Below are 12420 nucleotides of genomic sequence, written 5' to 3'. Positions count from 1 at the left end.
TGAGGAAAACCTATGACACCAGATAAAAAACGGAAACTGCGGAATATCGCTATCCTATCTCTGCTCGGCTTAATCGGAGGCACCTTTGCCTTCACAGCCTTTAACCAACAAGCCATTAACGACCGGGAAAATGAAGTCCAAGTCAATGTCGGAGGCCGTGTGCATGACTACTATGATGTAGAGACTGAAAACAAGGACGTCTTTGTTGAAAACTATGGCGAACGTCCCATCATGGCACGTATCCGCCTGTCGGAGTATTTGGAAACCCAACAAACAGGAGCTTCAGAGGCTACACCATTAGTCGAGGGGACAGAAAGAGACCAACTCAACACATGGACCCCTTATATTCCGAGTGCAACAGCGATTGGCACACGTACAGGAGCAGGTGTTGCTTTTAATAGATACTCTAACCTAAGATTTGGTCGAGCAGGAGAAGCGCCATGGTATCTTCCAACCTTTAACCATAACAACTTAGACCTTAGTACAGCTGCAGCAGGGGATGCCCGTGACCTGGCAGATGGTTCAGATGACGTGACCCATCCCGGAGAAGGAACAGATGGCTATTGGGAAGAAGGGGTGACTTATACCAATGGCTCAGGACCAACGAACACTGTTTGGCATGGTGGATCAGACGGTGCGACACGTGAAACAGCTCAAAACCTTCGGCAAGAACGTGCAGCAATGACCATCGAACAATGGTCCAATCTTCGATCTGACCAACAAATCGGTGACTTCTGGGTGGTTGACCACACGACAGGCTGGGCTTACTGGGCTTCCATGCTAGAGGTAGGAGAAGCAACTTCCTACTTATTGGATGCAGCAGAAATGACCGCCGCTATAGAAGATACAGTCTTTAATGGCTCTTACTATTATGGTATCCATGTGGACAGCCAACTTATTAGCCCCGACCATAGCGATGACTTCTTAGCTGGAGGAGATAGTCGTTTGGAGGATTTCTTAACTGGTATTCAGAACAACTCAATGGATGATGAGGGAGTAAACCCAAGTGCAAGTGTAGATTCACCGGTCTCAGCTTTCAACTTTGATACGATGAACCCGGGCCGTATCTTTACGATGGCGGGAGAGCAATATCGTTATCTTGAAGATATGGGTGACGGCAATCATATGATTATTCGTAACGATGTTATCCGTAATGTTTCTTGGAATGACCAAGAAGCTGAACTCACTTCTTGGTATGAACAACTTGATTCTGCAGTCCAAGCTATGGTTCAGCCTGTAGCTGATGAATTTACGTTAGGAGCGATATCTTCTGGTCCGGCTGGATTAGATGAGAATTTCTGGCTTGCCAATGGTTTGGATTCTAATCCTGAAGTTGCGACAGATATCACTCAAGTTGTATCCGGAGGGACACGCCGTGCCTTTGCCTTATCTTTAGCTGATGTGGACCGCTTGTCACGTACTGAAGGCATTGGCTTTGCTAACCGTGCCAGCCGTAGTGGGCAGAACCACAGTTGGTGGTGGCTACGTACCCCTAATTTTCTAAATGCAGTTTCATGGGTGGTGCATGGGGATGGATCCTTTAATAGCAGTGTTGACGCCAATCATAGTACTACCGGTGGCGGCGTCCGCCCAGCCCTAATCATTAATCAACAAGCCAACTAAACCAAAAAAGACTAGGAAACAATTCCTAATCTTTTTATTTTATTTTTATTTTAAACCAATCATATAGTCGTCATCGGACATGGCTTCAACTTCACCGAGCAAGTAAGAGTTACCGACTTGGCTAAAGAAGTCGTGGTTGGACGAAGAAGTAGAGATACCGTTCATTACAACAGAGTTGACATCCGCTGCTGTATCTGGGAAGAGAGGATCTTGACCTAAGTTCATAAGTGCCTTGTTGGCATTGTAACGGAGGAATTTCAAGACTTCATCTGTCCATCCGATTTCATCGTAAAGCAAGTGTGTATAAGCTTCTTCATTCTCATAAAGTTCGTAGAGCAAGTTGTACATCCAATCACGGAGTTCACTTTGTTCTTCTTCGGACAATTCGTTGAAACCAAGCTGGAACTTGTAACCGATATAAGTGCCGTGGACACTTTCGTCACGAATGATAAGTTTGATGATTTCAGCAGAGTTAATCATCTTATTGTTGCCAAGATACCAGAGTGGTGTGAAGAAACCAGAGTAGAAGAGGCAAGTTTCAAGGAAGACACTTGCAATTTTCTTCTGAAGGGCAGTACCATTTTGGTAGATATCGTTGATGATTTCTGCTTTCTTTTGCATGTAAACATTTGTATCCACCCAGTCAAAGAGTTCTTCAATCTCTGACTTTGTATTTAAGGTACTAAAGATTGTAGAGTAAGATTTGGCGTGAACGGACTCCATAAACTGGATGTTGTTGAAACATGCGATTTCTTGCGGTGTACGTGCATCATGTTTGAGCACCTCTGCACCATCTACAGATTGTAAAGTATCCAAGAGCGTCAAACCAGCAAAAGCCTTCGCAAAAGTATCACGTTCAACTTGGGGCAATTTGCGCCAATCGTCAAGGTCATTAGATACAGGGACACGTGTGTCCAACCAAAACTGGCTGGTCAGTTTTTCCCAAGTGTATTTATCAATAGAATCCTCAATTGCATTCCAGTTAATGGCTGCATAGTAAGTAGGGACTTTTTGGTTATTTTGTTCAGACATAGTATTTCCTTTTTTTAAACAACACAGCTTTCACATTGGTTTGAGCCAACTTCCTCTTCATCGTCTGTAAAGGTACGGACGTAATAGATAGTTTTGATACCTTTATTGTAAGCATAGTTACGTAGGATACTCAAATCACGTGTTGTCATTTTATTATTTGTAATCTTCCACTCATAAAGGCCTTCAGGTAAAGTTGAACGCATGAAGAGGGTCATAGACAAACCTTGATCGACATGTTCAGTAGCAGCGGCGTATACGTCAATGACAGCACGCATGTCTGTGTCGTAAGCAGATTTGTAATAAGGAATGGTATCTGTTGAAAGGCCAGCGGCAGGATAGTAAATCTTACCGACTTTCTTTTCTTGACGTTCTTCGATACGGTTAACGATTGGGTGAATCGAAGAAGAGCAGTCGTTGATATAAGAGATTGAACCATTAGGTGCAACAGCCATACGGTAAGAGTTATAAAGTCCACCTTGCATGACTTTTTCTTTTAAGGCAGCCCATTCAGCTGGACCAGGTACAGCAATACCAGCGAAAAGTTCTTGGATTTCGGCTGGAACAGCGGCGAAATAGTCATGGTTAAGGTATTTATCGAAGTAAGAGCCGTCCGCATATGCAGATTTATCAAAGTCTTTGAAGGTTGCTTGGCGTTCAACTGCAAGTACGTTTGAAGCCACTAAAGTATAGTAGTTCAAGAGCATAAAGTAAACACTTGTAAAGTCAACTGCGGCTTTGCTGTCGTAATGGATATGGTTTTTAGCGAGGAAAGAATGAAGCCCCATAGCACCGAGTCCAATGGCGCGCATTTCGTTATTTCCTTTACGTACAGTCGGTACAGAGTCAAGATTTGAAGTTTCAGAGATGAAGGTCAGGGCACGAACCATTGATTCGATTGAGCTTCCAAAGTCTGCGCCTGAAGTCATCATGTTCATGACATTTGTTGAACCCAAATTACATGCAACGTCAGTTCCTAATGTTGAATATGTTTGATCGTCATTGAGGACTGAAGGTGTTTGAACTTGAAGGATTTCAGAACAAAGATTACTCATGGAGATAACACCATCGACGGGGTTAGCTTTGTTTACTGTATCGATGTTCACGATATAAGGATAGCCAGATTCTTGTTGGAGTTTAGAAAGTTCTTGTTCCAACTCACGCGCGCTGATTTTGATCTTACGGATATTGTCGTTTGCGAGCATGTTGTCGTATTCTGCTGTAATATCAACATGGGCAAAAGGCATACCGTATTCTTTTTCTACAAAGTAAGGCTCGAAGAGATACATATCTTCGCCTTTAGCTGCGAGTTCGTAGAATTTATCAGGAACAGTCACACCGAGTGATAAAGTTTTTACACGGATTTTTTCATCCGCATTTTCTTTTTTCGTTGAAAGGAATTCCATAATGTCAGGGTGGAAAATGGAAAGGTAAACTACACCTGCACCTTGACGTTGACCAAGTTGGTTGGCATAAGAAAAGCTATCTTCGAAAAGTTTCATTACGGGAACTACACCTGCTGCAACTCCGTCGTAACCTTTGATTGGAGCACCAGCACCACGTAAGTTAGTCAAGTTAAGACCAACCCCACCACCATTTTTTGAAAGTTGGAGGGCAGAGTTAATAGTACGACCGATCGAATTCATGTCGTCTGTCAATTGTAAAAGGAAACAGCTGACGAATTCGCCGCGGCGTTTACGTCCAGCATTGAGGAAAGTTGGAGTGGCAGGTTGGTAACGGCGATTAACCATAGCAAAGGCTAAATTGCGTGCAAGTTTTGTATCTCCATCAGCCATGTAGAGCGCGTTCATCAAGACGCGGTCTTCAAAGTTTTCAAGGTAGAGTGTACCTTCGTTATTTTTCATGGCGTATTGATTGTAGAACTTGTAAGCTGCCATAAAGCTATCAAACTTAAAGCCAAAGTCCAACAATTCTTGGTGAAGTTGCTCGATGAAACTCATTTCATACTTACGGATGAAGTCTTCTTCAAGGTAATCACCCTCGAGCAATGCTTCGATTTTTTCAGCATAAGTATCTTTAGTGAAAGTGTTAGGCTCAACATTTTCTTTGAAAAAGGCAGTGATTGCTTCTTTGTCTTTTGCTAAAGGAATAGAGCCGTTAACGGGTATATTGATTTGATTGTTAAGCGTGAAGTACGTAACATCTTCAAGATTTTTAAGTGACATATATTTCTCCGGGGCTTTGCGCCCACATGCTAATTTTTATTTTTAGTGAAATTTACGGTTTGAGACTGATGTTTGCTCCAGACTCTAATCGAGCTGCAATGTCTTCAACAGCAGCTACATCATTCGGTGTTCCATTGAATTCGAAATCGTAAACAATAGGAATTTGGAAGCGAGCAGATAATTCTTTTGCAGTAAATATATATAAGGAAGCAAAATTTCGATTTCCTGTACCAACAATACCTTTACAATACTGTGCGTTATTGGCATAGGACATGAATTCAAAGACAGGGTCCATGATATCCATGCTTCGTTCAGCCCCTGGAGTTTCATCCGCATAACTCGGGACAATAATCAAGAAGTCTTCATTGACTTCAAACTCAGGATCGTTGGGCAGAATTTCTTCATGCTCTAAATTGGTTTTATTGACAAAACGGCGTGTTTGGCCAGTTATACTGAAATAGATTAATTTCATGCCAATTTTGCCAATTCGCTTGGGTTAAAACCAGAGAATGAAACGTCGCCTTTGACCACAACAGGTGCAGCACGGTACCCCATATCAAGCACTGTTTGAACAAATTCTGGTTTTTCGTCAATGTTAATTTCTTCAAAGTCCACAGTGTGTTCTGTGAGCCATTTTTTTACCATTTTACATTGCATGCAGTTGTTTTTTGAGTATACAGTGACCATAAATATTCTCCAATTTTTTATTATTTTTGTTCTTTTATTTTAGTATAAAAAAAATACCTAGTCAAGTTATCGATACTAGATATTGTGGTTCTTAATTATGTAAACTACTATATATTGTGTTGTTTGCTGAGGTTTAAGCCAAAAGGTACCAAAGATTCTTCTTTATTTTTTATTCTCTTAATGTTGCTCTTGTGTCGAACGATAATAATGGAAGCTAAGGCTAAAATAATTATCGAGAACAAGGGGTCGTAATGGGGTAAAATAAAGTGAAAATATGGAAAGACAAGAACGCCAATCATTGCAGCAGTAGCTCCTAAAATAGAAGATAGGCTAATCATGCTGAAAAGGTAAAGGACGAGGAAGAAAACAACGGCAAGATAAAGTAAGAAAACGGGGTTAAATCCGAGAACAACACCTGCTGAAGTCGCAACAGCTTTTCCTCCCTTAAATTTATCAAAGACTGAAACGGTATGGCCTACGACAGCTAATAATCCGAAAATAAGTGGTGAAACACTATGAACATGGAAAATGAGAGGCAGAAGAGTTGCCAATGTACCTTTGAGGAGGTCAAAGATGAAAACGATGATGCCAGCTCTTTTTCCAAGAATACGGAAAGTATTCGTTGTACCAGTATTTCCAGAACCATACTCGTGCAGATCTTTTTTAAAGAAAATCTTTCCAATCCAAAGTCCTGCAGGAATCGCTCCAATGAGATAGGCAGCGATGCATAAAATTATTATAGTCATATCATCTTTCTTATACGTTTGTAATAGCTCTACAATTATAACATAAAAGTTAATGAATTTTAGCTATTTTTTGAAAGAAAAACTTTTCATTTTAAAATTTTTGAGGAGAATAGAGATAAAATGGGGGAAAAAGCTTCATTTGTTTTATAAAGACTTTTGACAAAGACCTTTGAAGAATGTAGAATAGGAAAGATGAATATTTCTGCTGGTTTAGAGCTGGCTTAAATGGAGAATAATGAATGGTAGATATAAATAATTACGACGACAGCGCGATTCAAGTCTTAGAAGGGCTTGATGCCGTAAGAAAGCGCCCAGGGATGTATATAGGCTCAACAGATTCAACAGGCTTGCATCATCTGATTTGGGAAATTGTGGATAATGCTGTCGATGAGGCTTTGTCGGGCTTTGGAACAAAAATTTCAGTTATTTTAAATAAAGACGGTTCTGTCACTGTGGAAGATGAAGGACGTGGAATGCCTGTAGGGATGCACGCTACAGGGAAACCAACTGTTGAAGTTATCTTTACTGTCCTTCATGCAGGGGGTAAGTTTGGTCAAGGGGGCTATAAAACATCAGGAGGCTTACATGGTGTGGGTTCTTCTGTCGTAAATGCTTTGTCCAGCTGGCTTGAAGTAGAAATTACCCGCGATGGTAATGTTTATCGTCAACGCTTTGAAAACGGTGGTCACCCTGTAACAACATTGGAAAAAATAGGTAAGGCACCAAAATCAAAAACAGGTACAAAAGTTACCTTTATGCCAGATGCTACTATTTTTTCTACAATTGAATTTAAATACCAAACGATTTCAGAACGTTTAAATGAATCAGCTTTCCTCTTGAAAGATGTTACTCTGTCGCTTGCAGATGAACGCGGAGAAGAGGAAGTTAAGGAAGAGTTTCACTACGAAAATGGTGTACAAGATTTTGTAGACTACCTTAATGAAGATAAGGACACACTTACGCCTGTTTTATATTTTGCGGGTGAGCAAGATTCTTTTCAAGTAGAAGTAGCATTACAATATAACGATGGTTACTCAGAAAATATTCTTTCTTTTGTAAATAATGTGCGGACAAAAGATGGAGGCACACATGAGGCTGGTCTCAAAACAGCCTTGACAAAAGCTATGAATGATTACGCGAGGAAAACGGGTCTGCTCAAGGACAAGGATAAAAACCTTGAAGGCTCGGACTATCGTGAGGGCTTGACAGCTGTTTTATCTATCCTTGTACCAGAAGAATATCTGCAGTTTGAAGGGCAGACAAAAGATAAGCTTGGTTCACCCTTAGCACGCCCAGCAGTGGATGCACTGGTCTCTGAAAAGTTGACTTTCTATCTTTTGGAGAATGGCGAGCTAGCGCAAAATCTGATTCGCAAAGCAATTAAAGCGCGCGAAGCACGTGAAGCTGCGCGCAAAGCACGTGAAGAATCTCGAACAGGTAAAAAGAACAAGAAAGATAAAGGACTGCTTTCAGGAAAATTAACGCCTGCGCAAACTAAAAACCCTAATAAAAATGAACTCTACCTTGTCGAAGGAGATTCTGCCGGTGGCTCTGCAAAACAAGGACGTGACCGTAAATTCCAAGCGATTTTACCCTTGCGTGGTAAGGTTATCAATACTGAAAAAGCCAAAATGCAGGATATCCTTAAAAATGAAGAGATTAATACGATGATTTACACTATCGGTGCAGGTGTTGGAGCAGATTTCACACTTGCGGATCGGAACTATGATAAAGTTATTATTATGACCGATGCGGATACCGATGGTGCGCATATTCAAACTTTACTTCTCACTTTTTTCTATCGCTATATGAAGCCTCTTCTTGAAAATGGCCACGTTTATATTGCCTTGCCACCGCTTTATAAGATGAGCCAAGGTAAGGGTAAAAAAGAAAAAGTTGCTTATGCTTGGACGGATGCTGAACTTGAAGAACTTCGTCAAACTTTTGGCAAGGGCGCAACCCTTCAGCGTTATAAAGGTTTGGGGGAAATGAATGCCGACCAACTGTGGGAGACAACCATGAACCCTGAAACACGCACATTAATTCAAGTTACCATTGATGATGCTGCGCAAGCCGAAAAACGGGTTTCGGTTTTGATGGGAGACAAGGTTGAACCTCGTCGTAAATGGATTGAGAATAATGTGAAGTTTACATTGGAAGAAAACACAATCTTTTAAGTAATTGTATATTTTAAGGAAAAATGAGAAAGGAACGTGATAAGGTGGAGCATTACGTAGTATTTGACTTTGAGACAACGGGATTCAGTCCTCAAAAAAATGAGATTATTCAAATTGGTGCTGTCAAATATGACCAAGCTCACCAAGAAATTGCGCGCTTTAATCAGTTGATTAAGCCGACGCGTTCTTATCTTCCGACTAAAATTTCAGAACTGACTGGAATTTGGCCAGCTTCCTTACTGGATCAACCTGTTCTTGCTGAAGTTTTACCTGATTTTATTGCTTTTTCAAGGGATAGCTTAATGGTGGCTCATAATGCACCTTTCGATGTCAGCTTCCTCTATCAAGCGATTGTTGATTGTGAGATTGGTGATGCCCCACATTTTCAAGTCTATGACACGTTATCGGAAGCAAAAAAATTAGTGCAGATGCCCAACTATAAGTTGGAAACCTTCAAGGATGTTTTAGGTATTGATTTGCGTAGCCACGATGCACTTAACGATTGCCTTATCACCGCCCGTCTCTATCAGTATTTGCAAGACTTGTCACGGCCGCCAAAACCGCAACCTGTGTCAAATGAAAGTTTGCAAATGGATTTGTTTGGTGAGGTTGATACGAGAATCACGGAAGAAGTCCGCCGAAAATTGAGCTTACCAATTACCAAAGATTTGGTTTATTATCGCAGAGATACACAGCGAAATTGGCAGAAATTCGAGGTGACAGGTCTAGCAATAACGGCAGCATATTCAACGGGTTACAGCTTAACTGCAACACTTTATAATAATGATACAGTAACCATTCATTCTGATTTTTTGAAGGAAATGCAGAAAGCTAACTTTACAAATGAAATAGAAAAAGAGGGATAAAAGTATGGAATGGAAGATTAAAAATTTCGAAGAACTTACGCGATCTGAACTTTATAAAATATTACAAGTCCGTTCTGAAGTTTTTGTTGTTGAACAAGAATGTGCTTATCAAGATGTCGACGGTAAGGATCAAAAGTCATTGCACTTGTGGTTAGAAGATGATGAAGGTGCCATTCAATCCTACTGTCGTATCTTACCGGCGGGGCTTTCTTATCCTGAGGCCTCTATTGGCCGTGTACTGGTGAAGGAAAGCCAACGTGGCAAAGGAACGGCGCGTAAAATGATGCAACAGGCTCTTGAGTTTCTGGCTCAATCATGGCGAGAACCTGTAGTGCGTATTGAAGCCCAGTATTATCTCCGTGCATTCTATGCTTCCTTTGGTTTCAAGGAAGATTCAGAACCCTTTTTGGAAGATGGCATAAAACATGTTGAAATGATTTTGGACTTAAAGGATTTTGCCTCTTAAAAAATATTTTGTAAACTTAAAAATGAAATAACTGTTGGAGGACTAATGTCTAATATACAAACTCTACCTTTAGAGGATATTATGGGCGAGCGTTTTGGACGCTATTCAAAATACATTATTCAGGAACGTGCCCTGCCTGATATTCGAGACGGCTTAAAACCCGTTCAACGACGCATCCTGTATTCAATGAATAAGGATGGTAATACTTTTGATAAAGCTTATCGTAAGTCTGCCAAGTCTGTCGGAAATGTTATGGGTAATTTTCACCCTCATGGAGACAGCTCAATTTATGATGCGATGATTCGCTTGTCGCAAGATTGGAAAATGCTTGAGCCTTTGATTGAGATGCACGGGAATAACGGATCGATGGACGGTGATCCACCGGCTGCTATGCGTTATACAGAGGCACGTTTGGCAGAAATTTCGTCGTATCTATTAAAAGATATTGAGAAAGATACCGTTGCTCATGCGTGGAACTTTGACGACACAGAAAAAGAGCCAACTGTACTGCCCGCAAGTTTTCCTAACTTGTTGGTGAATGGCTCAACGGGTATTTCTGCGGGTTATGCGACAGATATTCCACCCCATAATCTCGGCGAGGTTATTGATGCGACAATCTATATGATTGACCATCCTAAAGCTGATGTCGAGAAAATCATGACCCTCATGCCTGGACCAGATTTTCCGACGGGTGCTATTATTCAAGGACGTAGCGAAATCAAAAAGGCATATGAAACAGGAAAAGGGCGCATTGCTGTTCGGTCCAAGGTAGAAGTTGAAAAGCTTAAAGGTGGTCGTGAACAACTTGTTGTTACGGAGATTCCTTATGAAATCAACAAGGCGACTTTAGTTAAACGGATTGATGATGTGCGGGTAAATGCTAAAGTACCTGGGATTTCCGAAGTACGTGATGAGTCTGATCGTGAAGGATTACGTATTGCTATTGAGCTAAAAAAAGAAGCCAACAGTCAACTGGTGCTTAACTACCTCTATAAAAACACAGATTTGCAAATTAATTATAATTTCAATATGGTGGCAATTGACAATATGACGCCACGTCAAGTCGGTGTTCTTCCTGTTCTGCGCTCTTATATTGCCCATCGTCAGGATGTTATCGTTAAACGTTCAAAATTTGACTTGAGTAAGGCTGAGAAAAGGTTACATCTGGTAGAAGGTTTAATCCGTATGGTTTCTATCTTGGATGAAGTCGTTGCTTTGATTCGTGCATCTGAAAACAAAGCTGATGCTAAGGAAAACTTGAAAGTGAGCTATGCTTTCAGTGAAGAGCAGGCAGAAGCCATAGTAACTTTGCAACTTTACCGTTTAACCAATACAGATATCGTAACTTTAGAGAATGAACAAGCCGAACTTGAAGCTAAGATTTTAGAACTCCGTGCGATTATCAATGATGAACGTACACTTTATAACTTGATGAAACGCGAATTGCGTGAAGTCAAGAAAAAATTTGGCAAAGAAAGACGTTCAGAACTGCAAGATAATGTTGAAACGATAGAGATTGAAGCGCAGCAACTGATTGCGGAAGAGGAAACGGTTGTTTCTGTAACACGTGGAGGGTATATCAAGCGTACATCGCCACGTAGCTTTGCCTCTTCTAATGTTGAAGAAGTCGGTAAACGTGAGGATGATGAATTAATCTTTGTTAAAGCAGGCGCTCGGACGACGCAGCATCTCCTGATGTTTACTAGTCTTGGAAATGTTATCTATCGTCCAGTCCATGAATTATCTGATGTTCGTTGGAAGGATATTGGAGAGCATATTTCCCAAACTTTGAACAATTTTGCTAGCGATGAAGAGATTATCTTTGCACAGGTACTGGATAATTTTGAGACTGGTGAAAACTACATGGTCGTCACTGCGGCTGGTCAAATTAAGCAAGTTGAACTCGCTTCCTTTAAACCTTGGCGGACATACCGTTCGAAGTCAATGGCTTATGGAAAACTCAAAGGGGACAAAGACAGTATTGTAACCATCGAGCCTATTTTTAAAGGCGATGAAGATGTGATGCTGATTTCTGAAAATGGATATGCCCTTCGCTTTAACATCTCAGAAATTCCTGTTGTGGGGGCTAAAGCAGCTGGTGTTAAGGCAATGAATCTTAAAGCGGGTGATAGGGTGAAAGCTGCCTTCTTTGTGCAAACAGACAGCTGGTACCTGCTTACACAACGTGGTTTTATCAAACGGGTAAAATCTGAAGATATTCCAGAAACAAGTCGCGCGAATCGTGGTCTTCAGGTTCTACGTCCTTTGAAAACCAATCCACACACCGTATTTGCAGCTGGTAGGGTGATAAATACTGCTAAGACACCACTTTCAGAGACGGTTGATCTTTTCAGTCCTGCAGAAGTAGAAGAAACACAAACTGATAAGAGCCAGATTTTAGAAGTGACCTCAGCAGTGGGCAAAGTCTACCAAACAGAATTAACAGACTTGAACTTATCTGATCGCGCAAGCAATGGTCATCCTTTAGCTGAAGATATTGATCGTGTATTAGAGGCAAAAATAAAATAAAAAAATAATCCTCGGATGAGGGTTATTTTTTTATTGAGAAAAAGTAAATTTATCCTTTCAAAGAGAGGGTCGGACAAGTTTAAAAAAGGTAGCCCAAAGATTTAAAAACAA

General features: G+C 40.9%; 10 protein-coding genes. 5 read left to right on the top strand and 5 right to left on the bottom strand.

Going from position 1 to position 12420, the window contains the following annotated elements; all coding sequences use genetic code 11:
- Positions 1-12 precede the first annotated feature (12 nt).
- A complete protein-coding gene (locus KJS37_RS08290; RefSeq protein WP_213496819.1) occupies positions 13-1623 on the top strand; it encodes a DUF6273 domain-containing protein in 1611 nt (536 codons plus the stop codon).
- A gap of 45 nt (positions 1624-1668) precedes the next feature.
- On the opposite strand, the gene nrdF is transcribed toward KJS37_RS08290, so the two are convergent.
- The 5 genes from nrdF to plsY all read right to left on the bottom strand — a co-directional run bounded on the left by nrdF (position 1669) and on the right by plsY (position 6271).
- Positions 1669-2655, bottom strand: coding sequence for a class 1b ribonucleoside-diphosphate reductase subunit beta (gene nrdF, locus KJS37_RS08285; protein ID WP_019292482.1), 987 nt, complete (start codon positions 2653-2655; stop codon positions 1669-1671).
- 14 nt (positions 2656-2669) lie between these two features.
- Positions 2670-4838 carry a class 1b ribonucleoside-diphosphate reductase subunit alpha gene (nrdE, locus tag KJS37_RS08280; RefSeq protein ID WP_165712101.1) on the bottom strand — a complete coding sequence of 723 codons (2169 nt, stop codon included), beginning with the start codon at positions 4836-4838 and terminating at the stop codon, positions 2670-2672.
- A 52-nt stretch (positions 4839-4890) separates the two neighbouring features.
- On the bottom strand, positions 4891-5310 hold the full coding sequence (gene nrdI / locus KJS37_RS08275) for a class Ib ribonucleoside-diphosphate reductase assembly flavoprotein NrdI (protein ID WP_017369810.1): 420 nt from the start codon (positions 5308-5310) through the stop codon (positions 4891-4893).
- On the bottom strand, positions 5307-5525 hold the full coding sequence (gene nrdH, locus KJS37_RS08270; RefSeq protein WP_016170892.1) for a glutaredoxin-like protein NrdH: 219 nt from the start codon (positions 5523-5525) through the stop codon (positions 5307-5309). The genes nrdI and nrdH overlap by 4 nt, the downstream gene beginning before the upstream one ends.
- Before the next feature lie 107 nt (positions 5526-5632).
- Entirely contained in the window at positions 5633-6271 is a 639-nt protein-coding gene (gene plsY, locus KJS37_RS08265) for a glycerol-3-phosphate 1-O-acyltransferase PlsY (protein WP_213496817.1), read from the bottom strand.
- A 239-nt stretch (positions 6272-6510) separates the two neighbouring features.
- Here plsY and parE point away from each other — a divergent pair, with 239 nt between their 5' ends.
- Genes parE through parC form a run of 4 tightly spaced genes read left to right on the top strand, consistent with a single transcriptional unit; the run spans position 6511 to position 12309 of the window.
- The gene (gene parE, locus KJS37_RS08260; protein WP_017369807.1) at positions 6511-8448 is read left to right on the top strand and encodes a DNA topoisomerase IV subunit B; all 1938 of its coding nucleotides are present in this window, start codon (positions 6511-6513) and stop codon (positions 8446-8448) included.
- A 23-nt stretch (positions 8449-8471) separates the two neighbouring features.
- A complete protein-coding gene (locus tag KJS37_RS08255) occupies positions 8472-9314 on the top strand; it encodes a 3'-5' exonuclease (protein ID WP_165712098.1) in 843 nt (280 codons plus the stop codon).
- Positions 9315-9318: 4 nt separating this feature from the next.
- Positions 9319-9780, top strand: a complete 462-nt coding sequence (locus KJS37_RS08250; RefSeq protein ID WP_213496815.1) for a GNAT family N-acetyltransferase — start codon at positions 9319-9321, stop codon at positions 9778-9780.
- A 45-nt stretch (positions 9781-9825) separates the two neighbouring features.
- On the top strand, positions 9826-12309 hold the full coding sequence (parC, locus tag KJS37_RS08245) for a DNA topoisomerase IV subunit A (RefSeq protein WP_165712096.1): 2484 nt from the start codon (positions 9826-9828) through the stop codon (positions 12307-12309).
- Positions 12310-12420: the final 111 nt, after the last annotated feature.

It is taken from the genome of Lactococcus formosensis (genome assembly GCF_018403745.1).
GTDB classification, from domain to species: Bacteria; Bacillota; Bacilli; order Lactobacillales; family Streptococcaceae; genus Lactococcus; species Lactococcus formosensis.
This window is presented reverse-complemented; position numbering and strand designations above follow the sequence as displayed.

Coding starts and splice junctions, on each gene's coding strand:
- KJS37_RS08250 (WP_213496815.1), top strand. CDS start 9,319: ATGGAATGGAAGATTAAAAATTTCGAAGAACTTACGCGATCTGAACTT.
- nrdF (WP_019292482.1), bottom strand. CDS start 2,655: ATGTCTGAACAAAATAACCAAAAAGTCCCTACTTACTATGCAGCCATT.
- nrdH (WP_016170892.1), bottom strand. CDS start 5,525: ATGGTCACTGTATACTCAAAAAACAACTGCATGCAATGTAAAATGGTA.
- parC (WP_165712096.1), top strand. CDS start 9,826: ATGTCTAATATACAAACTCTACCTTTAGAGGATATTATGGGCGAGCGT.
- nrdI (WP_017369810.1), bottom strand. CDS start 5,310: ATGAAATTAATCTATTTCAGTATAACTGGCCAAACACGCCGTTTTGTC.
- parE (WP_017369807.1), top strand. CDS start 6,511: ATGGTAGATATAAATAATTACGACGACAGCGCGATTCAAGTCTTAGAA.
- plsY (WP_213496817.1), bottom strand. CDS start 6,271: ATGACTATAATAATTTTATGCATCGCTGCCTATCTCATTGGAGCGATT.
- nrdE (WP_165712101.1), bottom strand. CDS start 4,838: ATGTCACTTAAAAATCTTGAAGATGTTACGTACTTCACGCTTAACAAT.
- KJS37_RS08255 (WP_165712098.1), top strand. CDS start 8,472: ATGAGAAAGGAACGTGATAAGGTGGAGCATTACGTAGTATTTGACTTT.
- KJS37_RS08290 (WP_213496819.1), top strand. CDS start 13: ATGACACCAGATAAAAAACGGAAACTGCGGAATATCGCTATCCTATCT.